At 58.8% G+C, this 19,393-nt stretch carries 22 protein-coding genes; 17 read left to right on the top strand and 5 right to left on the bottom strand.

Annotation, left to right across the window (positions count from 1 at the left end; genetic code table 11):
- Nucleotides 1-55: 55 nt before the first annotated feature.
- The 14 genes from ACA051_RS02175 to queC all read left to right on the top strand — a co-directional run bounded on the left by ACA051_RS02175 (nt 56) and on the right by queC (nt 13,898).
- Entirely contained in the window at nt 56-790 is a 735-nt protein-coding gene (locus ACA051_RS02175) for a glycosyltransferase family 2 protein (RefSeq protein WP_497373328.1), read from the top strand.
- Entirely contained in the window at nt 787-1,734 is a 948-nt protein-coding gene (locus ACA051_RS02170; RefSeq protein WP_497307288.1) for a lysophospholipid acyltransferase family protein, read from the top strand. Before ACA051_RS02175 ends, ACA051_RS02170 begins: the two co-directional genes overlap by 4 nt.
- Nucleotides 1,715-3,259: an HAL/PAL/TAL family ammonia-lyase gene (locus ACA051_RS02165; RefSeq protein WP_497307286.1), complete on the top strand. Its 1,545-nt coding sequence runs from the start codon at nt 1,715-1,717 to the stop codon at nt 3,257-3,259. The genes ACA051_RS02170 and ACA051_RS02165 overlap by 20 nt, the downstream gene beginning before the upstream one ends.
- Nucleotides 3,252-3,677, top strand: a complete 426-nt coding sequence (locus ACA051_RS02160; RefSeq protein WP_497307284.1) for an acyl-CoA thioesterase — start codon at nt 3,252-3,254, stop codon at nt 3,675-3,677. The genes ACA051_RS02165 and ACA051_RS02160 overlap by 8 nt, the downstream gene beginning before the upstream one ends.
- Nucleotides 3,674-4,276, top strand: a complete 603-nt coding sequence (locus ACA051_RS02155) for an outer membrane lipoprotein carrier protein LolA (protein WP_497373326.1) — start codon at nt 3,674-3,676, stop codon at nt 4,274-4,276. The genes ACA051_RS02160 and ACA051_RS02155 overlap by 4 nt, the downstream gene beginning before the upstream one ends.
- Entirely contained in the window at nt 4,260-6,599 is a 2,340-nt protein-coding gene (locus tag ACA051_RS02150) for an MMPL family transporter (protein ID WP_497373324.1), read from the top strand. The genes ACA051_RS02155 and ACA051_RS02150 overlap by 17 nt, the downstream gene beginning before the upstream one ends.
- Complete coding sequence (locus tag ACA051_RS02145; RefSeq protein ID WP_497373322.1) at nt 6,596-7,756, top strand: cation:proton antiporter; 1,161 nt, start codon at nt 6,596-6,598, stop codon at nt 7,754-7,756. The genes ACA051_RS02150 and ACA051_RS02145 overlap by 4 nt, the downstream gene beginning before the upstream one ends.
- Nucleotides 7,743-8,990: an NAD(P)/FAD-dependent oxidoreductase gene (locus tag ACA051_RS02140; protein ID WP_497307278.1), complete on the top strand. Its 1,248-nt coding sequence runs from the start codon at nt 7,743-7,745 to the stop codon at nt 8,988-8,990. Before ACA051_RS02145 ends, ACA051_RS02140 begins: the two co-directional genes overlap by 14 nt.
- The gene (locus tag ACA051_RS02135; RefSeq protein ID WP_497307276.1) at nt 8,987-9,469 is read left to right on the top strand and encodes a hypothetical protein; all 483 of its coding nucleotides are present in this window, start codon (nt 8,987-8,989) and stop codon (nt 9,467-9,469) included. The genes ACA051_RS02140 and ACA051_RS02135 overlap by 4 nt, the downstream gene beginning before the upstream one ends.
- On the top strand, nt 9,466-10,662 hold the full coding sequence (locus ACA051_RS02130) for a beta-ketoacyl-[acyl-carrier-protein] synthase family protein (protein WP_497373321.1): 1,197 nt from the start codon (nt 9,466-9,468) through the stop codon (nt 10,660-10,662). The genes ACA051_RS02135 and ACA051_RS02130 overlap by 4 nt, the downstream gene beginning before the upstream one ends.
- Nucleotides 10,659-11,120 (top strand): hotdog family protein, encoded by a 462-nt coding sequence (locus ACA051_RS02125; RefSeq protein ID WP_497307273.1) that lies wholly within the window; start codon nt 10,659-10,661, stop codon nt 11,118-11,120. Before ACA051_RS02130 ends, ACA051_RS02125 begins: the two co-directional genes overlap by 4 nt.
- Complete coding sequence (locus ACA051_RS02120; protein ID WP_497307271.1) at nt 11,117-11,845, top strand: 3-ketoacyl-ACP reductase FabG2; 729 nt, start codon at nt 11,117-11,119, stop codon at nt 11,843-11,845. The genes ACA051_RS02125 and ACA051_RS02120 overlap by 4 nt, the downstream gene beginning before the upstream one ends.
- Complete coding sequence (locus ACA051_RS02115) at nt 11,845-13,071, top strand: beta-ketoacyl-ACP synthase (protein ID WP_497373319.1); 1,227 nt, start codon at nt 11,845-11,847, stop codon at nt 13,069-13,071. Before ACA051_RS02120 ends, ACA051_RS02115 begins: the two co-directional genes overlap by 1 nt.
- A gap of 128 nt (nt 13,072-13,199) precedes the next feature.
- Nucleotides 13,200-13,898, top strand: a complete 699-nt coding sequence (gene queC / locus ACA051_RS02110) for a 7-cyano-7-deazaguanine synthase QueC (RefSeq protein WP_497307267.1) — start codon at nt 13,200-13,202, stop codon at nt 13,896-13,898.
- 33 nt (nt 13,899-13,931) lie between these two features.
- On the opposite strand, the gene ACA051_RS02105 is transcribed toward queC, so the two are convergent.
- Entirely contained in the window at nt 13,932-14,804 is an 873-nt protein-coding gene (locus tag ACA051_RS02105) for a queuosine precursor transporter (protein ID WP_497373317.1), read from the bottom strand.
- Entirely contained in the window at nt 14,797-15,393 is a 597-nt protein-coding gene (locus ACA051_RS02100) for a helix-turn-helix domain-containing protein (RefSeq protein ID WP_497307264.1), read from the bottom strand. The genes ACA051_RS02105 and ACA051_RS02100 overlap by 8 nt, the downstream gene beginning before the upstream one ends.
- Nucleotides 15,394-15,826: 433 nt before the next feature.
- Here ACA051_RS02100 and ACA051_RS02095 point away from each other — a divergent pair, with 433 nt between their 5' ends.
- The 3 genes from ACA051_RS02095 to ACA051_RS02085 all read left to right on the top strand — a co-directional run bounded on the left by ACA051_RS02095 (nt 15,827) and on the right by ACA051_RS02085 (nt 17,468).
- Nucleotides 15,827-16,198, top strand: a complete 372-nt coding sequence (locus tag ACA051_RS02095) for a DUF6124 family protein (RefSeq protein WP_497373315.1) — start codon at nt 15,827-15,829, stop codon at nt 16,196-16,198.
- A 33-nt stretch (nt 16,199-16,231) separates the two neighbouring features.
- Entirely contained in the window at nt 16,232-16,486 is a 255-nt protein-coding gene (locus tag ACA051_RS02090; RefSeq protein WP_109627596.1) for a hypothetical protein, read from the top strand.
- Between the two features lie 160 nt (nt 16,487-16,646).
- Nucleotides 16,647-17,468, top strand: a complete 822-nt coding sequence (locus ACA051_RS02085) for a hypothetical protein (RefSeq protein ID WP_497373313.1) — start codon at nt 16,647-16,649, stop codon at nt 17,466-17,468.
- A gap of 195 nt (nt 17,469-17,663) precedes the next feature.
- On the opposite strand, the gene ACA051_RS02080 is transcribed toward ACA051_RS02085, so the two are convergent.
- The 3 genes from ACA051_RS02080 to ACA051_RS02070 all read right to left on the bottom strand — a co-directional run bounded on the left by ACA051_RS02080 (nt 17,664) and on the right by ACA051_RS02070 (nt 19,233).
- The gene (locus ACA051_RS02080) at nt 17,664-17,951 is read right to left on the bottom strand and encodes an addiction module antidote protein (RefSeq protein ID WP_166495958.1); all 288 of its coding nucleotides are present in this window, start codon (nt 17,949-17,951) and stop codon (nt 17,664-17,666) included.
- Nucleotides 17,948-18,253 (bottom strand): type II toxin-antitoxin system RelE/ParE family toxin, encoded by a 306-nt coding sequence (locus tag ACA051_RS02075; RefSeq protein WP_497373311.1) that lies wholly within the window; start codon nt 18,251-18,253, stop codon nt 17,948-17,950. Before ACA051_RS02075 ends, ACA051_RS02080 begins: the two co-directional genes overlap by 4 nt.
- A 77-nt stretch (nt 18,254-18,330) precedes the next feature.
- Nucleotides 18,331-19,233: a LysR family transcriptional regulator gene (locus ACA051_RS02070; protein ID WP_497373309.1), complete on the bottom strand. Its 903-nt coding sequence runs from the start codon at nt 19,231-19,233 to the stop codon at nt 18,331-18,333.
- Between the last annotated feature and the right edge of the window lie 160 nt (nt 19,234-19,393).

The raw sequence follows: 19,393 nt of genomic DNA, 5'->3' as shown, positions 1-19,393 counted from the left end.
TTCGCGGCCGAACGCAGGCTTCGCCAGCTGCTACAAGGGTGAGGTGTGACCCGGCATGCATAACCCCTGCGCAATCATCCCGGTCTACAACCACGAAACCGCGATCACCACCGTCGTCGACGCGCTGATCGCCAGTGGTCTGCCGTGCATTCTGGTGGACGACGCCAGCGATCAACCCTGCGCCAGGGTTCTCGATCAACTGGCCCAGCGTGAAATGGTCAACCTGATCCGCCTCGCCGCCAATCAGGGCAAGGGCGGCGCGGTCATGACCGGCCTGCGCGAAGCCTCGCGCCTGGGTTTCAGCCACGCTCTGCAAGTGGACGCCGACGGCCAGCACGACCTGCAGGATGTCGCGACCTTCATCGCACAATCACGCGCTCATCCCAACGCCGTGATCTGCGGTTATCCACAATACGACGCCAGCGTGCCGAAAGGTCGTCTGTACGCCCGCTACCTGACGCACGTCATGGTCTGGATCAACACGCTGTCATTGCAGATTCGCGATTCCATGTGCGGTTTCCGGGTCTATCCATTACCGCCAACCCTGTCGCTGATCGACACGGCGAAGATCGGCAAGCGCATGGACTTCGACTCGGACATCCTCGTGCGCCTGGCCTGGCGTAATCAGCCGATGCAGTGGCTGCCAACCAAGGTGCATTACCCGCTGGACGGTGTCTCGCACTTCCGAATGTTCCACGACAATGTGCTGATTTCGAGCATGCACACCCGGCTGTTCTTCGGCATGTTGCTGCGGGCCCCGGTGATCCTCTGGCGACGGTGGCGAGCATGAGCAGCAACGCAGACAAACAGCACTGGGCCGATCGCCAGGAGCGTGGCAGTTTCTGGCTGATGAAGCTCACCGCGTTCGGTGCCAGAGTGCTCGGCCGTCGGCTGTTGAGTCCGCTGCTGTATGGCATCGTCCTGTACTTCTTCCTGTTCGGTCGCAGCGCCCGCCGCAGCGCCTGGCAATACCAGCAACGCCTCGCGGACTGGAGCGGTCGCAACGAATTGCGTCCGACCCACTGGCGAGTGTTCAGCCAGTTCATGGCCTTCGCCGATTCGATGCTCGACAAGCTTGACGTGTGGAACGGCAAGTTGAGCATCGAACACATCGAAATCGTCGACCCGGCGCTGCTGCGCAGTCAGCTGCGTGGCACTCGCGGGCAGATGCTGGTGGGCGCGCATTTGGGCAATCTCGAAGTCTGCCGCGCACTGGCGGAAATCGGTGAGAAAGTCACCATGAACGTGCTGGTGCACACCAAGCACGCCGAGCAGTTCAACCGTTTGCTGGGCGAAGCCGGCGCGACCAATCTGCGGCTGATTCAGGTCAGTGAGCTGGACCCGGTGATCATGCTGCAACTGCATGAACGCCTGGAGCGTGGCGAGTGGCTGGCGATTGCCGGCGACCGCGTCCCCCTGCATGGCGGGCGTAGCGTGACCGTGGACTTTCTCGGCCATCAAGCCGCGCTTCCTCAAGGGCCGTGGCTGCTGGCCGGTTTACTGAAGTGCCCGATCAATTTGCTGATGTGCCTGAAGAAACCGACGGGCCAATATCGAGTAACCCTCGAACCGTTTGCCGAGGCCGTGGTGTGGAAACGCAGCGACCGCGAGCAGGTCATTCATCAGTGGGCTTCGCGCTACGCCGAACGCCTGGGTCACTATTGCCTTGAAGCGCCCCAACAATGGTTCAACTTTTACCCTTTCTGGAAGACCGATGACGACGCCAACGCTTGAGCCGGTAACCTTCGGCGAACTCCCTTTGCGCATCGAGGACGTGCTGGCCGCGGCCAACCGCCAGGTGCCAACGCAGTTGCAAAGCGACCCTGCGTACCGTGAGCGCATCGCCAAGGGCGCACGATTCCTCGACTCCCTGCTGGACAAGGAAGGCGTGATCTATGGCGTGACCACCGGTTACGGCGATTCCTGCGTGGTCGCGGTGCCGCTGCATCACGTCGAGGCATTGCCTCGTCATCTGTACACCTTTCACGGCTGTGGCCTTGGCAAACTGCTCGACGCCCAGGCCACGCGTGCCGTCCTGGCGGCGCGTTTGCAGTCGCTGTGCCACGGCGTGTCCGGGGTGCGCGTGGAACTGCTGGAACGCCTGCAAGCGTTCCTCGAACACGACATCCTGCCGCTGATCCCGGAAGAAGGGTCGGTGGGCGCCAGCGGTGATCTGACGCCGCTGTCCTACGTCGCCGCGACCTTGTCCGGCGAGCGCGAAGTGATGTTCCGTGGCGAACGTCGCCAAGCCGCCGATGTGCATCGCGAACTCGGCTGGCAGCCGCTGGTGCTGCGCCCGAAAGAAGCCCTGGCGCTGATGAACGGCACCGCCGTGATGACCGGCCTCGCCTGCCTGGCCTATGCCCGCGCCGATTACCTGCTGCAACTGGCCACCCGTATCACCGCGCTGAACGTGGTCGCGCTGCAAGGCAACCCGGAACACTTCGACGAACGTCTGTTCGCCACCAAACCGCATCCGGGGCAGATGCAAGTCGCCGCGTGGTTGCGCAAGGATCTGGCGATCGACGCGCCGACCGCGCCGTTGCATCGCCTGCAAGACCGCTACTCCCTGCGTTGCGCACCCCACGTGCTCGGCGTTCTGGCCGACAGCCTGAACTGGCTGCGTTCGTTCATCGAGATCGAACTCAACAGCGCCAACGACAACCCGATCATCGACGCCGAAGCCGAACGTGTTCTGCACGGTGGGCACTTCTACGGCGGCCACATTGCGTTCGCCATGGACAGCCTGAAAAACCTGGTGGCCAACGTCGCCGACCTGCTCGACCGGCAACTCGCGCTGCTGGTGGACGAGCGTTACAACCATGGCTTGCCGAGCAACTTGTCCGGCGCTACGGCTGACCGCGCGATGCTCAATCACGGCTTCAAGGCGGTGCAGATCGGCACCAGCGCCTGGACCGCCGAAGCGTTGAAAAACACCATGCCGGCCAGCGTCTTCTCGCGCTCCACCGAGTGCCACAACCAGGACAAGGTGAGCATGGGCACCATCGCCGCACGCGATGCGATCCGTGTGCTGGAGCTGACCGAACAAGTCGCCGCCGCCACCTTGCTCGCCGCCAACCAGGGCGTGTGGCTGCGCAGCAAGGCCGAGGATGCGCGCCCGTTGCCGCCAGCCCTGGCCGCGATGCACGAAGAACTGGCCAAAGACTTCCCGCCGGTCATCGAAGACCGTGCGCTGGAAGGCGAATTGCGCCTGTGCCTGAAACGCATCGCCGAGCAACACTGGAGGCTGCATGCGTAGCAAGGGAGTGCTTCACGCCGATACGGAAATCCTCGTGCCGTTCTTTGACGTCGACACCATGAACGTGGTCTGGCACGGCCATTACGTCAAATACCTGGAAGTCGCCCGTTGTGCGCTGCTGGACAAGATCGGCCACAACTACACCGCCATGGTTGAGTCGGGTTACGCCTGGCCGGTGATCGACCTGCAACTGCGCTATGTGCGCGGCGCCGTGTTCGGTCAAAAGCTGAACGTGCGGGCCAATCTGGTGGAGTGGGAGAACCGTTTGAAGATCAACTATCTGATCAGCGATCTGCAAACCGGTGAGCGTTTGACCCGCGCCAGTTCCGTACAGGTGGCCGTTGACATGAGCAGCCGTGAAATGCAGCTGGCCTCACCGAAGATCTTCACCGATGCCGTTGAAAGGATGCTGGCATGAACCCGTTTTTCAAATACCTCGCTGCGTTGGCGCTGCTCGGATTGTCATCGATTGCTTACGCCTTCGATTTGCAGCAGCTGAGCGATCAACTGGCCAAGCCCGATGTGATCCACGGCAACTTCATCCAGGAAAAACACCTGCGAGCATTGCCCAAGCCGCTGACCAGCAAGGGCACTTTCGTCCTCGCTAAAAACCACGGTTTGCTCTGGTTGTTGAAAACCCCGCTGCAACAGGATTACCGCATCACCAACAAAGGCATCGCCCGTCGCGACGCCAGCGGCTGGCAAATGCTCCCGGGCAAGAGCGCCGGCGCCGAGCAGAACCGCTTGTTTCTTGCCGTGCTGCAAGGCGACAGCAGCGGGCTGCAACGGGACTTCGAACTGTCCCTGAGCGGCGACGCGCAGAACTGGACACTGACGCTGATCCCGCGCTCATTGTTGCTCAAGCAAGTGTTCAACCAGATCAACATCACCGGCAGCGAATTGGTGCACAGCATCGAGCTGCTGGAAACCCAGGGCGACAGCACGCTTTTGCGCATGCAGGACAGCACCAGCACCCAACCGTTGAGCGACGCGGAGCAACATGACTTTGCCGAGTGAACGCAGACTTCCATGGCTGTTTCTGATCCTGCTGCTGGCGGTGCTCGCGCTCGCCGGTTGGCAATGGCGCGACGGCGCACCGCTGTCGGCCAACCTGATGGAACTGGTGCCGGGTACCGCGCCGGACGCGCTGGAACTGCGCGCAGAACAACGCATGCAAGAACCGCTGAACCGCGAAATGCTGGTGCTGGTGGGCCATAAGGATCGCCCGCAAGCCATCGCCATGGCGCAGAAACTGGGCGAGCAGTGGCAGGCCAGCGGTGTATTCGAGAAGGTTCAGTGGAACCTGCAAGCCGACTTGCCGGCGCTGCGCACGCAACTGCTGCAAGGCCGACTGTCGATGCTCTCGGCGATGGACCGGCAGCAGCTGATCGGACATCCCGACGCCTTTATCCAGCAGCGCGTGCAAGCACTGTTCGACCCGTTCACCGGTTTCAGCCTGGTGCCGAGCCAGGATGACTGGCTGGGCCTGACCGGGCGTATCCAGAACAGCCAGCCGCAACATGGTGCGGTGCAACTGGACATCGGCAGCGGTGCGCTGGTCGCCGATGCCGACGGCAAGAGCTGGGTGTTGCTGCGGGCAAAAACCACGGGCAATGCCTTCGACATGAGCCTGCCGCTGCAAGTGGCTGACCTGCTTGAACGCAGCCGCAAAGAAGCCGGCCAGGCCGACGTGCAACTGCTCGCCGCCAGCGGTTTGCTATACGCGGCCAACGGTCAGCAACAAGCCACCCGCGAGATGACGTGGGTCGGTGGCGGTGCCACCGTCGGCATTCTGTTGTTGCTGTTGCTGGCCTTCCGGCGCTGGCGTGTCTTGCTCGCTTTCGTTCCGGTGCTGGTGGGCATGCTGTTTGGTGCGGTGGCCTGCGTGGCGCTGTTCGGCCACATGCATGTGATGACGTTGGTGCTGGGCTCGAGCCTGATCGGCGTGGCCGTCGATTACCCGCTGCATTACCTGTCGAAAAGCTGGAGCCTGAAACCCTGGAACAGCTGGCCGGCGTTACGCCTGACCCTGCCTGGCCTGACGCTGAGCCTGATCACCAGTTGCATCGGCTACCTCGCCCTGGCCTGGACACCGTTCCCGGCCCTGACCCAGATTGCCGTGTTCTCCGCCGCCGGCCTGCTCGGCGCCTACCTGTCAGCGGTGTGCCTGCTGCCCGCGCTGCTCAAGGGCGTGAACCTGCGACCGGCGCAATGGCCGCTGCGTATCTGCGAGTGTTTGCTGAACCTGCGCGAGGCGCTGCTCAAACACGTCAGTACGCCAGTGTTATTGGCCCTGCTGATCGCCTTCTGCGTCGGCGGTCTGTTGCAACTCGACAGCAAAAACGATATCCGCCAGTGGATCGGCGCACCCCAGCAATTGACTGACGAAGCCCGGACCATTGCGCGCATCACCGGTTATCAGCCGACCAGCCAGTTCTTCCTGGTGCGTGCGGCCAATCAGCAGGAACTGCTCGAACGCCAGACCGCGTTGAGCGAGCGGTTGGATCAGTTGGTCAACCTGGAAAAACTCCAGGGTTATCTTTCGCTGAATCAATTGGTCAGCCAGCCAAGCGAACAACGACAAGTGCGCGAAGCGTTGAGCAAGTTGCCGCAGTTCTGGCAACCGTTGCTCGACCTCGGCGTGCCGGCAGAAGCACTGCAAGCGGAGCTTGCAACGTTGCTGGCGCTGCCCGCCGAAGACATCGACGCCTCGCTGGTCGGTCCGCTGGCGGAACCTTATCGCGCCCTGTGGCTGGGGCCGACCGATGACGGCGTGGCGGCGATGGTCAGCCTGCAAGGCCTGAACAACCCTTCGCTGTTGCGCGTTCAGGCGCTGGACTTGCCGGGCGTCGAATTGGTCGACCGTCTCGGTGAATTGAACAACGTTTTCGCTGCAACTCAGATCAGCGCCGCTGAATTGAAGCTCGCCTCCTGCGTGTTGATCGTGCTGGTGCTGATCCTGCCGTTTGGCTTCGGCGGCGCACTGCGAATCGTCGCCCTGCCGCTGCTGGCTGCGCTGTGCAGCCTGGCCAGTCTTGGCTGGCTGGGGCAGCCGCTGACCCTGTTCAGCCTGTTCGGCCTGTTGCTGGTGACGGCGATCAGCGTCGATTACGCAATCCTCATGCGCGAACAGGTTGGCGGCGCCGCCGTGAGCCTGCTGGGCACCTTGCTGGCGGCGGTGACCACATGGCTGTCGTTCGGTCTGCTGGCGGTGTCCAGCACGCCGGCGGTGAGCAACTTCGGTCTGTCGGTGAGCCTCGGCCTGGCCTTCAGCTTTATCCTTGCGCCGTGGGCCGGACGCCAAGTGCATGCCGCCGCCGTCGTGGAGCCTGCAGCATGATGATCGCCTTGTTTTGGCTCATGGCCCTGGTGATATTCGCCGTGGCCACCCGTGTGGGTCGTCACTTCGGCCTGATCCCGATCGTCAGCCAGTTGCTGCTGGCGACCTTCGGCCTGCCGCTGCTGATGTACTTCTGGATCGAACCGGACTGGCAACTCAGTGGCGCCGAACTGATCTCGCCGGTGTGGCTGAAAAACCTCTACAGCCTCAGTTTTGCCTTGCTGCTCGGGCACATCCTCAGCGACGTGATCGACCTGCGACTGGATCGCCAGAGTCTGAAAATCGCCTTGCCGAGTTTCTGCATTCCGTTCGCCTGTGGGCTGGCGACAGCGGTATGGCTGTTGCCGCCGCAACCATGGATCAGCTCGCTGGCGGTCGGCCTGGTGTTCGCCATCACCGCCATTCCGGTGTTGTATTTGTACCTGCGACACATCAATTACCCGCCCACCGCGACCCGACGCCTGGTGCAAACCGCGATTCTCATCGACCTGACGTGCTGGACGCTGTTCGGCTTTGCCCAGGGCAGTCTGCACCTGAGCAGTCTGCTGCTGCCGCTGGCCGGCGCCTGCCTGCCGGCGCTCCTGCGTTTGCTGGGTTTGCGCCAACCGTTGCTGCACAGCGGCTGCTTCTTTGCGCTGCTGGTGGTCGCCGAGCACTTCAAGCTCAATGCGCTGATTTTCGGCATCGGTTATCTGCTGTGCATGGCCGCGCTGAAAGTGCCGCTGGTGTTGCCGCTACCGGCGATCTGGATGAACCGTTTGCAAACCTGGATCGCCATTCCACTGATCCTCACCTTCGGCATCGTGCAGATCAACGTCCACGCCGCCATGGCCACTCTCGGCTGGGTGCAGTTGGCGGCGCTGCTGCTGTTGCCGATTGCCAGCAAACTGCTGGGCAACTGGCTCGGCCTCGGCTGGGCCGGCGCTTCATTTGAAGGCGCCAGTCGCTGGCGCGAAAGCCTGCTTCTGAACATTCGCGGTTTGAGCGAGATCGTCTTTCTCAACCTGCTGCTGCAACAACAGCTCATCAGCCCGGCGCTGTACTTCGCGCTGATGGTGATGGGCCTGATCGCGACACTGCTACCGGCACTCGCCGGCATGCACCAAACCCCTTTGAATATCGCCGCCCCGGCAAGGAGCCCCCGTGCCAACAGTTGAAATGGAACATCGCCAGGTTGTTGTCATTGGCGCGGGTCCTTCGGGCGCCATTGCCGCCGCGCTGCTCAAGCGCAAAGGCCACGACGTGCTGATGATCGAACGCCAGCACTTCCCACGGTTTTCCATCGGTGAAAGCCTGTTGTCGCACTGCCTGGATTTCGTCGAAGAAGCCGGCATGCTCGAAGCCGTGAACGCCGCCGGGTTCCAGATGAAAAACGGTGCCGCGTTCGCTTGGGGTGAGCACTACAGCGCCTTTGATTTCGGCGACACGTTCAGCAACGGCAAGCCGACCACCTTCCAGGTCCAGCGCGCCGATTTCGACAAACTGCTGGCCGATCAGGCCGCGCTGCAAGGCGTGGAAGTGCGCTATGGCGAAGCCATCGTCAGCGCCGATTTCGACCTGCCGAAGCCGCAGCTCGATGTGCTTCGCGAGGATGGCAGCCAGTACCGTGTCGAAGCTGATTTTGTGCTCGATGCCAGCGGCTACGGTCGCGTGTTGCCACGCCTGCTGGACCTTGAAGCACCGTCGAATTTCCCGGTGCGTCAGGCGGTGTTCACCCACATCGAAGACCACATCGACAGCCCGACCTTCGAGCGCGAAAAGATCCTCATCACCACCCATCCGACCCATCGCGACATCTGGTTCTGGACCATTCCGTTCAGCAACGGCCGCTGCTCGGTGGGCGTGGTCGCGGCCGCCGAACACTTCGAAGGCCGCATGGAGAATCTGGACGATTGCCTGCGCGGCTTCATCGCTGAAACCCCGAGCCTGGCCGGCGTCCTGAAAAACGCCGTGTGGGACACGCCGGCCCGCACCATCGGCGGCTACTCGGCCAACGTCAAAACCTTGCACGGCCCGGGCTTTGCGTTGCTCGGCAACGCCGCAGAATTCCTCGACCCGGTGTTCTCCTCCGGCGTGACCATCGCCATGCGCTCGGCCAGCATGGCCGCCGGCGTTTTGCATCGCCAACTGCAGGGTGAAAGCGTCGACTGGCAGACCGAGTTCGCCGCACCGCTCAAGCGCGGCGTTGACACGTTCCGTTGCTACGTCGAAGGCTGGTATGCCGGGACCTTCCAGGATGTGATTTATCATCCAGGCAGCTCAGCGGATATCCGCCGTATGATCAGTGCGATCCTCGCCGGTTATGCCTGGGACGAGCGCAATCCGTTCGTCAGCGAACCCAAACGTCGGCTGCGCGTGCTGTCGGAACTTTGCGCAAGAGATGCCACATGATCCGTTACTTGCTTCTGGGTTGCCTCCTGCTGCTGAGCGCTTGCGCCAGCCAGGCACCGCTGCCCGGGCAAACCCAAAACCTGCCGTTGCCGCAACAACTGCACATTCAGCGCTTGCTCGCTGATCAGCGTCAGGACTGGGTACTGGTGATTGCGCGCGAAGGCCCCGGCATTCGCTGGTCGATGATGGACTTGTTGGGCATTCCGCAGGCACGCCAGAAACTGATCGATGGCCAGTGGCAAGCCGACGGCCTGCTGCCGCCGAATCCGGAAGCACGGGAATTGTTCGCGGCGTTACTGTTCGCGCTGACCCCGCAAGGCGAGTTGCAGGGCAACTACCCCGACGCCTGGCAACATGGCTCGCAACGTTCCCTGCCCACTCGCTGGGACGTGCATTACTCGCAACCTCTGAGATTTGAGTTGAACCTGCCTAAAGGTCCGAAGTACCTGGTGACGCCCCTGAGCGGGGAGACGCCATGACCGCCTACCTGAATGCTCTCGGGGTGATCTGCGCCCTGGGTCGCGACAAACAGGAAGTCGCCCGCAACCTGTTTGCCGGCGATTGCTCCGGCATGCGCAGCGAGTCCGGCTGGGTGCCGGAGCGCTCGTTGCCAGTGGCGGCGGTGCGTGGTGAATTGGCGCCGATCCCGCCGGAACTGGTCGAGCAAAGCAGCCGCAACAACCAACTGCTGCTGGAAGCCGCGCTGCAAATTCGCGACGACATTGATCAAGCGATCCAGACTTACGGCCGCGATCGAATCGGCGTGATCCTGGGCACCAGCACTTCCGGCATCGATGAGGCCAGCCGTGGCTTGGCCCATTACATCCGCGAACATGAATTCCCCGCCGACTACGACTATCAGCAGCAGGAACTCGGCGCGCCGGCCAACTTCCTCGCCGACTGGCTGCAATTGAGCGGCCCGGCATATGTGATCTCGACCGCTTGCACCTCTAGCGCCCGGGCGCTGATGAGTGCCCAGCGCCTGCTGGATCTGGGTATGTGCGATGCGGTGCTGTGCGGCGGCGTCGACAGTTTGTGCAAGCTGACCCTCAACGGCTTTTCGGCCCTGGAAGCGGTCTCCGAGCAGCGCTGCAACCCGTTTTCGGTCAACCGCAACGGCATCAATATCGGCGAAGCCGCCGTGCTGTTTTTGATGAGCAAAAAAGCAGGCGCGAGCCAACCGATTGCCCTGCTCGGCAGCGGTGCCAGTTCCGATGCGCACCATATCTCGGCGCCGGAACCGACCGGCCGGGGCGCCCTTCAAGCCATGAGCAAAGCCCTGAACCGCGCGAAGGTGCAGCCCGGGCAAATCGGCTACCTGAACCTGCACGGCACCGCGACCCAACATAACGACGCGATGGAAAGCCTGGCGGTCTCGGCGCTGTTTCCGCACGGTGTGCCCAGCTCTTCCACCAAGCCAATGACTGGACATACGCTCGGCGCTGCCGGCGCACTGGAGGCGGCGTTCTGCTGGTTGAGCCTGAGCACGAACAACCAAGAAAACCTTTTGCCGCCGCATGTCTGGGACGGTCAGCCTGACCCCGACTTGCCAGCCTTGCAGTGGGTGACCCCGGCCGAGCGCCTGACGTCCATTGCACCTCGCTACCTGATGAGCAACTCCTTTGCCTTCGGTGGCAACAACGTCAGCCTGATTATCGGAGACGCCCCATGATTGACTGGCCGCTCGCCGAGCTGCTGCCGCACGCTGGCGACATGATCCTCATCGATCAGATCCTGGCGTTCGATGACGAGCAGATTCACACCCGCCTCACCGTCAAGCCCGGGGGCCTGTTCAACCGTCCCGACGGCAGCCTGCCGGCGTGGGTCGGTATCGAACTGATGGCCCAGAGTGTCGCGGCCTACGCCGGTTGCCATGCGCGCCAACGCGGTGATGCCGTGGAGCTGGGCTTCCTGCTCGGCACCCGTAAATTCGAATGCAACGTGGAGCACTTCCCGGCGGGCACCGAGCTGACCATCTACGGGCTGCGCTCGCTGGAAGACGACAACGGCATGGGCGTGTTCGAATGCCACATCAACGCCCCCGGCATTCACGCCACCGCCCGCCTGAACGTGTTCCGTCCGCCTCAGGCCGCTCAATACCTTCATGAATCCCCAGGAGTCCAGTCATGACTGAATCCGTACTGGTCACCGGTTCCAGCCGTGGCATCGGCCGTGCTATTGCGTTGCGTCTGGCCCAGGCCGGGCATGACATCGTGCTGCATTGCCGCAGCGGCCTGGCCGACGCCATCGCCGTCCAGGGCGAAATCCAGGCGCTGGGACGCAATGTTCGAATTGTGCAATTCGATGTCTCAGACCGCGCCAGCTGCAAAGCCATCCTCGAAGCCGATGTGGAAGCTCACGGCGCCTATTACGGCGTGGTGCTCAACGCTGGCCTGACCCGCGACGGTGCTTTTCCTGCGCTGAGCGAGGATGATTGGGATGTGGTGATGCGCACCAACCTCGACGGTTTCTACAACGTGCTGCACCCGGTGATGATGCCGATGATTCGGCGTCGTGCTGCCGGACGGATTGTCTGCATCACTTCGGTTTCCGGGTTGATCGGCAACCGTGGCCAGGTCAACTACAGCGCCTCGAAGGCCGGTTTGATCGGCGCGGCGAAAGCGTTGGCGATCGAATTGGGCAAGCGCAAAATCACCGTTAACTGTGTCGCACCCGGCCTGATCGACACAGCCATGCTCGATGAAAATGTGCCGGTGGAAGAACTGATGAAAATGATCCCCGCACAACGCATGGGCACCCCGGAAGAGGTGGCCAGCGCGGTGAATTTCCTGATGTCGGCGGAAGCGTCGTACATCACCCGGCAGGTTCTGGCCGTCAACGGAGGCCTGTGCTGATGAAGCGCGTCGTCGTCACCGGCATGGCCGGCATCACCTCACTGGGCAGCGACTGGGACACCATCGCCGGCAACTTCGCGGCCAACCGCAGCGGCATCCGCCGGATGGACGAGTGGGATCGCTTCACCGAACTCAATACGCGCCTGGCCGGCCCCATCGACGACTTCAAGGTCCCGAGCCACTGGACCCGCAAGCAACTGCGCAGCATGGGCCGGGTCTCGCGCCTGGCGGTCGCCGCATCCGAGCAAGCGCTGGCCGACGCTGGACTGCTGGGCAACCCGATCATCAAGGACGGGCGCATGGGCGTCGCCTGCGGCTCCTCCACCGGCAGCACCGACGAGATCAAGGCGTTCGGCAACATGCTGCTCAACTCGGTCGCCGAGGGCCTGAACGCCAACTCCTACGTGCGAATGATGCCGCACACGACGGCAGCGAACATCAGCATCTTCTTCGGCCTCACCGGTCGGTTGATCCCGACGTCCAGTGCCTGCACCAGCGGCAGCCAGGGCATCGGTTATGCCTACGAGTCAGTCAAGTTTGGCCGCCTGCCATTGATGCTCGCCGGCGGCGCTGAAGAGCTGTGCCCGACCGAAGCCATGGTCTTCGACGCGCTCTACGCCACCAGCCTGAAAAACGATGCGCCGCAGACTTCCCCACGCCCCTACGACAGCGGCCGCGATGGCCTGGTGATCGGTGAAGGCGGCGGCATGCTGGTGCTCGAAGAACTCGAACACGCATTGGCTCGCGGTGCGCACATCCACGCCGAACTCGTCGGTTTTGGCAGCAACGCCGACGGCCAGCACGCCACCCGTCCAGAGCAGGCCACCATGCGCCGGGCCATGGAACTGGCGCTGGAAGACGCCGGGCTACAGCCTTCAGACATTGGCTACGTCAATGGCCACGGCACGGCGACAGAACAGGGCGACATTGCCGAAACACTGGCCACCAGCGCGTTGTTCGGCGAACACATGCCGATCAGTTCGCAGAAGAGCTTCCTCGGTCACACCCTGGGCGCCTGCGGCGCACTGGAGTCCTGGTTCAGCATCGAAATGATGAACCGCGACCTATACGTGCACACGTTCAACCTCGACGAGGTCGATCCGCACTGCGGCAAGCTCGACTACCTGCGCGGCGAGTTCCGGCAGATGAGTAATGAGTACGTGATGAACAACAATTTCGCTTTTGGTGGCGTCAACACCTCGTTGATTTTCCGTCGCTGGTCATAAGCAACGAAAAGACACAATCGGAAACCGGAGTACACGATTTCGGAAACGTCCCACAGCCAGAATTTGAGCTTCGCGCTAGGGTCAATGCCCCCGTGACACATCGGGGGAATCCCAAGGAAGAACGAACCATGACTAAAAAGGCCGTTATCGTTTTCAGCGGTGGACAGGACTCCACAACCTGTTTGATCCAGGCGTTGCCGCTCTACGATGAAGTTCACTGTATTACGTTTGACTATGGCCAGCGTCACCGTGCAGAAATTGAAGTGGCTCAACAGCTTTCGAAAGCGCTCGGAGTGACGATCCATAAGGTGCTGGACACTTCATTGTTGAATGAGCTGGCCATCAGTAGTTTGACGCGCGATAACATCCCTGTTCCAAGCGCCAACACTTCCGAAGAAAATGTACCCAACACCTTCGTACCGGGTAGAAATATTTTATTTTTAACCTTGGCGTCTATTTATGCGTACCAGATACGCGCTGAAACTGTAATCACAGGCGTTTGCGAGACAGAAAGTTCTGGCTATCCTGATTGTGGCGATGCGTTTGTAAAATCTTTAAACAACTCCATCGAACTGGGCATGGATTATAAAGTACGCATTGATACTCCGCTTATGAGGTTAAACAAGGCTGAGACGTGGGCCTTGGCTGAGTATCACGGAAAATTCGAATTGATTCAGCACCATACGCTGACTTGCTATAACGGAATAATAGGCAGTGGATGCGGTGATTGTGACGCGTGTAATCTTCGAGCAAGAGGTATGGTAGCGTTTCTTGAAAACAAATCAGCGGTGATGAATAGTTTGAAAGAAAAACTGAACTCAAAATAGTTTAAAGCGCAGGGGAGAGAGCGTCCCCTGCGTTTATGCAACCTTGGCTTCAGCCACATACCGTTTAAATAAAGACCTTGCTCCATAGGCTGGAAAAACGTTAAAAACAGCGAAGCACATTTTTATGGCGATCTGAATATAAATTATATTAAGTATTTCCGCGCTAGTCATTGTTCCATAAAACGCAATAAAGCAGAAAATAAAGCTGTCGATTATTACTGCAAAAAACGTACTTAAAAACACGCGCAAAAACAGCAACCTCGCACTCGTAAGTTCCTTTATCTTGTTCAGCAAGTATGAGTTCACATATTCAGAAAAAATAAAAGACACAGAGGACGCTACCAACACTGAGGATACATGCGCCATGACTTCACTATATGGTGTATCGAGTTTCCAGCCCGTCAAACCGGGAAGATAGCTGGTAAAACTTAGCAGCACAGTAATTAGCGCGTTACTTGCGAATGCAAACAAGATGGCTTTTCTTGCCAATCTAAGCCCATAAAACTCATTCAACATATCAACTACCAAAAATGTCAACGGATACAGAAAAACTCCTGGGGTCACGATAACGTCGATCGACTCGATAAACACAAGCTTTGTCGCTGCAACATTAGTGAAAATATAGAGTGCGAAAAGCATTAAATTGAGCGCCACATAAACCATCCACGATTTTTCATGTCGATCATTTATCTCATAAGCCGTCAGTGCAGCCCCGCCAGAATAAAATTTCCTATACACCGACTTTATCTCTGACCTGCTTAAATCATCCACCATTTCACTTCTTAATAAATCATCAAGCTTTACTTTCGTGATCTTTCCTGTCGAGACAATCATGATAATGGCAAGACCTTTACTATTTTCAAAGCCTAACAACTTATACCGACTGTTCTCTAAAACACTATCCATTGAACCGCTCCTCCATTATCTCTCCGATGACAATAACAGCATCTGAGCAACAGAAGGGCTCAATGGTTATGAACAACCGTTTCGTCAACTTGTCATACGCCAGCTTCTCTTTGTTATTACTCACCAACCCCTTCTTGACTATTAACAAGTCTCCCGACTCGTTCACACCGATAATTTCATTCTCCAGAAGCACACCGATTAAATTGCAGGCTGTGCCGAAAAAATAAGTCAGAGGATGGGTAGCGACCAACTCGCCAATCCTCTTGCCCAGACTTTGCTCAAGCAAGCTCTCTTTGATGATAGGGACGGCTGCAGGATTCATATTACCTTGCAAAGAAACGCTACTTTCTATGATGTCTCTTTCTTCAAAGTCAACAGTCTCTATCTCCCTATAAGAGACACCGAAAAAATCAGAAATTTTGCGGATGGTGGACTGTTGAACATTGACAACCCGCCCCTCCAAAATGTTGTAGATAGTCGTCCTGGTCAAACCACTGGCATTGCACAGAGACAGCCGCGTTTCTCCGCGACTTTTTATCAAATACTTAATATTACTTTTCAACCTTTCAGTCTTTTCTCGCTTAAACATCAAGATACTTACCATTTGCTTGTAGTTAAAACAGACCATGCATGCTGACTGAATGGCTAAGAAAGTGACTGCCCGCCTTTTTCGCAATCTAAAGAGGCGGCACTGCACAGACAATATCTCAAACACATCAAACAAACGTCAAACATTGCTTCACACCGATACTGATAGGTAAAAAATCTGACAGCGATAACTTACTTCATTTAACGACACTTCTTACAACAACAAGGGAATTTGCTTGCAATGCAACCCACACCATTACTGACGCTCTTCTTAAACATGAATCATTTAATTACACAGATGTTAATTTATTTGATTAATACATCTGAATTTTCTGGTAATAAATCTACTGGCAGGTCAATTCACGCATTGCCGCCAACCAATCCCCCTGATGGTTTTGGACTGTCACTTCTTTAATCTTGCAAGGAACTTCGATATGAAAAGAACTCCCCCCAACTCTCCACAATCAGCCGACGACGATATTGATTCATCCAAACTATCCGATCTCACTGAACACCGCGTCAGCGCCCGCTTGCGCAAACCCGGGCAACCCGACCCTGTCAGCTATTTCTTCACCCTCCAGCCAGACATCGACACGCCTTCGCTGCTCGCTCATGCCTATGAAACGCTGGCCTCGCTCAATGTCATGAGCACGGACCTTGCCCGCAATCTCGAAAGCTCCCATCGCAACATTGCGCTGGCAATCCAACAGTTGGCGGTGCTGGCGGAACTGATGATAAATCGGGCACTGGACAACCTGGACCCACCCGGCGGGGCGTCTGAGGTTCCCTCCAATAATGCCCACTGAATCGTCGCGTTTTTTACCGAGTGGAGGTTTGTCATGGATCGATATATGCCTATCACCGGCACCGATAGCACCATCGCATCGCTGCTGATCGACACCGAAGCACCGCTGGACGTGTTGCATGAAACGGCGGCCTACCGGATCCGCACGGCAACTCAACTGCTGGAGAGTCTCGCCTTTAGCGAGGGGGTTTACAGTGAGTTGGCACGCGTATTAGTCACGTCATTGCGCGATGGTTGCGACTTGCTGGATGTCGTCGGACGGCGATTACAAATGCAGCTCTCAGCGTAAAAAAACAGGTCGACCTCATTGAGGTCGACCCGCGCTGACGCGTTCGGGCAGAATGCGCACCGAACACGTGATGAACAACAATTTTGCCTTCGGTGGCGTCTACACCTCGTTGATTTTCCGTCGCTGGCACTGATCTGAAAAAACGTCTGGAGTGAAGGGAATGACTCGGTTTCAGCGCATCGGCGCAGTATTCACCCTGGCCGTTGCACTGAGTGGCTGCACCAGCCCGGTGTACACCGCCAAGGAAAACTTTACCGCCGACAAGGGCCTGAGCGACGACCGGATGAGCCGCGCCATCGTCACCGCGCTGATTGAGCGCCGATGGACCGTGCAGTCCGCGCGCCCCGGCATGATCAAAGCGGCGATCACCGTGCGCGATCGGCACCACGCCGAAATCGACATCCCCTATACCTCCACCTCGTTCGAAATGGACTACCGCGACAGCCGCGGCCTGGATTACAAGGACGGCAGGATCCACGGCACCTACAACCGCTGGATCAATTACCTGCGCGACGACGTGGTCAAGCAACTGGCCTCCGACCCGGACGCTGATCAAGTCTTCGCCTCGCGGGGCGCCTATGAACCTACCTACCAGGACTTTCAGGAAGGCGTGAAACGCGCCACCGAAGTCGGCCTGCTCGACGGCAGCGTCAAGTTCTACCTGGCGGGAGAAGCGCTGCCGACTCAGGTGCACAAGCTGAATGCGGTGAGCAGCAGCCGAAGAGCCGACGACAACGAAGAAAAATCCGCTGAAGACGCCTGTTACTGGGCCTTGCAATCGACCTTGGCGACCTTGCAAAGCAAAGCCAAGAAGGCCGGTGCCAACGCCGTGATCAACATCGCCGGCATCAACAAGCGCAACCTGAGCCAGGACACCGGCAAATACCAGTGCAGCGACGACGAGGAAATACCTGGGCTGGAAGCGCTCAAGGCTGTGGTGACCGGGGTGGCGTTGCGTGGGGATCTGGTGCGGGTTGACTGAGGCAGGCGCCTCGAGAACGACAAAGGGCGCCTTTCGGCGCCCCTTCACAAACAGGTCGGCTTGTCATCGCCCTGTACCTGTCTGGCTCTGCGATGGCTGGTTGCCCAGGATCCTCAGAGTCTCACAAGCCCCTTACGGGAACGGGGGGAGTATTGCTTATGACACCACTAGTCGTCTTTTTTCTTTTGGTTCGACTCAGGTACTGGCGTGTAACTTCAGTCCTAAAGCCTTCACAACCTTAAGAATGGTACCGAATTCCGGATTGCCTTCACCCGAAAGTGCACGGTAAAGGCTTTCCCGAGAGAGCCCCGCATCCCGTGCGACCTGGGTCATGCCCCGAGCACGCGCAATAGTCCCAAGTGCTTTGGCGATAAATGCTGGATCATCTCCCGCTTCTTCCATGCTAGCGTCAAGATAATTGGCCATGTCCTCTTCGGTCTTGAGGTACTCAGCAGAGTCCCAGCGAGTGAATTGTTCGGTCATGGGTTTTGCTCCTGCCAGGATTTTGCAATGAGCCTGGCTTGTTTGATGTCACGTGTTTGGCTGCTTTTGTCACCTCCGCAAAGGAGGATGACTAACTGACGACCTTGCTGCATGAAGTAGACCCGATAACCGGGGCCGTAATCTATGCGGATTTCACTCACCCCTTCCCCGATGGCTTTGACATCACCGAATTGCCCATCGGCCATACGATCGATTCGCACCTGAATACGCATCCTGGCGCGGCTGTCGGCCAGCTTCAATAGCCAGCTAGAAAATGTTGAGCTTCGAAGGATCTCGGTCATGCTGCGAGTGTAGCTCTTGAGCTACACCCGCTCAACCAGAAATTTTAATCCGCCGAAATTCTATGACCGCAAAACAGTCACGACTTCAACGGCTCAACCTTCCTCGTCAACAACTCCACAAACGCCTTGGCCATCGGTGATTTCTGATCCTTGCGCTGCACCAGCCACACTGCCGACACCGCTTCCGGATCGAGCAACGGCCGATACACCACGCCTTCAATGCGCATTCGCTGATAAGACGCCGGCAACACCGACACGCCCAAGCCCGCCGCCACCAACCCGATAATGGTCATTGCCTCGCCCGCCTCTTGCGCGAAGTGCGGGCTGAAACCGGCATCGCGCGCCAGGCTGAGTAACTGTGCGTATAGACCACTGCCATAACTGCGTGGGAAGAATACGAACGGTTCGAGGGCCAATGCCGAGAGGAACAAACCTTCTTCGCTGTCGTTGACCAGCGGATGTTTGGAGCTGAGCACCGCGACCAGCGGCTCACGCATCAGCTCCACGACGCTCAGAGAATCCGGCAATCCCAGCGGTCGCATGATGCCGACCTCAATCGACTCATCAACCAGCGCATCGGCCACTTGGGTGCTGCTCATCTCCCGCAGATTCAAATGCACGGCCGGGAAGCGCTGGCGGAACGAGAAAATCGCCTGTGGAATGGTCGAGTTGAACGGCGCCGACGAGGTGAAGCCAATTTTCAGTTCGCCCAACTCACCCAGCTGCGCACGCCGTGCCACATCAGCGGCTTTGTCGACCTGCGCCAGCACCAGTCGCGCTTCTTCCAGAAACAACCGACCGGCTTCGCTGAGTTCGACCCGACGATTGGTTCGCTCGAATAACCGTGCACCGACTTCCTGTTCCAGCGCCTGAATCTGCTGACTCAGCGGCGGTTGCGAGATGCCCAGCACCTGGGCGGCGCGGCCGAAGTGCAGTTCTTCGGCGACGGCGATGAAGTAGCGCAGGTGACGCAATTCCATGAAAACTCCATTAGGTCGTTAAACCTATCAAACAGGTCGAACAATATATTGGATTGAATCATTAGGCAGCTATATGCTTTTTTCATTGCCTGACCGGCTGCGCCCTCCGAGGTCTGAAGTGAAAACTGCTGTCGCCCCTCTTGCCCATGAAGTTCCGCCC

It is taken from the genome of Pseudomonas sp. LBUM1669 (assembly GCF_059695705.1).
This window is presented reverse-complemented; position numbering and strand designations above follow the sequence as displayed.

Bases quoted from the DNA above. Each gene is read 5' to 3' on its own strand.
- ACA051_RS02175 (WP_497373328.1), top strand. From the start codon at position 56: ATGCATAACCCCTGCGCAATCATCCCGGTCTACAACCACGAAACCGCG.
- ACA051_RS02170 (WP_497307288.1), top strand. From the start codon at position 787: ATGAGCAGCAACGCAGACAAACAGCACTGGGCCGATCGCCAGGAGCGT.
- ACA051_RS02165 (WP_497307286.1), top strand. From the start codon at position 1,715: ATGACGACGCCAACGCTTGAGCCGGTAACCTTCGGCGAACTCCCTTTG.
- ACA051_RS02160 (WP_497307284.1), top strand. From the start codon at position 3,252: ATGCGTAGCAAGGGAGTGCTTCACGCCGATACGGAAATCCTCGTGCCG.
- ACA051_RS02155 (WP_497373326.1), top strand. From the start codon at position 3,674: ATGAACCCGTTTTTCAAATACCTCGCTGCGTTGGCGCTGCTCGGATTG.
- ACA051_RS02150 (WP_497373324.1), top strand. From the start codon at position 4,260: ATGACTTTGCCGAGTGAACGCAGACTTCCATGGCTGTTTCTGATCCTG.
- ACA051_RS02145 (WP_497373322.1), top strand. From the start codon at position 6,596: ATGATGATCGCCTTGTTTTGGCTCATGGCCCTGGTGATATTCGCCGTG.
- ACA051_RS02135 (WP_497307276.1), top strand. From the start codon at position 8,987: ATGATCCGTTACTTGCTTCTGGGTTGCCTCCTGCTGCTGAGCGCTTGC.
- ACA051_RS02130 (WP_497373321.1), top strand. From the start codon at position 9,466: ATGACCGCCTACCTGAATGCTCTCGGGGTGATCTGCGCCCTGGGTCGC.
- ACA051_RS02125 (WP_497307273.1), top strand. From the start codon at position 10,659: ATGATTGACTGGCCGCTCGCCGAGCTGCTGCCGCACGCTGGCGACATG.
- ACA051_RS02120 (WP_497307271.1), top strand. From the start codon at position 11,117: ATGACTGAATCCGTACTGGTCACCGGTTCCAGCCGTGGCATCGGCCGT.
- ACA051_RS02115 (WP_497373319.1), top strand. From the start codon at position 11,845: ATGAAGCGCGTCGTCGTCACCGGCATGGCCGGCATCACCTCACTGGGC.
- queC (WP_497307267.1), top strand. From the start codon at position 13,200: ATGACTAAAAAGGCCGTTATCGTTTTCAGCGGTGGACAGGACTCCACA.
- ACA051_RS02105 (WP_497373317.1), bottom strand. From the start codon at position 14,804: ATGGATAGTGTTTTAGAGAACAGTCGGTATAAGTTGTTAGGCTTTGAA.
- ACA051_RS02100 (WP_497307264.1), bottom strand. From the start codon at position 15,393: ATGTTTAAGCGAGAAAAGACTGAAAGGTTGAAAAGTAATATTAAGTAT.
- ACA051_RS02095 (WP_497373315.1), top strand. From the start codon at position 15,827: ATGAAAAGAACTCCCCCCAACTCTCCACAATCAGCCGACGACGATATT.
- ACA051_RS02090 (WP_109627596.1), top strand. From the start codon at position 16,232: ATGGATCGATATATGCCTATCACCGGCACCGATAGCACCATCGCATCG.
- ACA051_RS02085 (WP_497373313.1), top strand. From the start codon at position 16,647: ATGACTCGGTTTCAGCGCATCGGCGCAGTATTCACCCTGGCCGTTGCA.
- ACA051_RS02080 (WP_166495958.1), bottom strand. From the start codon at position 17,951: ATGACCGAACAATTCACTCGCTGGGACTCTGCTGAGTACCTCAAGACC.
- ACA051_RS02075 (WP_497373311.1), bottom strand. From the start codon at position 18,253: ATGACCGAGATCCTTCGAAGCTCAACATTTTCTAGCTGGCTATTGAAG.
- ACA051_RS02070 (WP_497373309.1), bottom strand. From the start codon at position 19,233: ATGGAATTGCGTCACCTGCGCTACTTCATCGCCGTCGCCGAAGAACTG.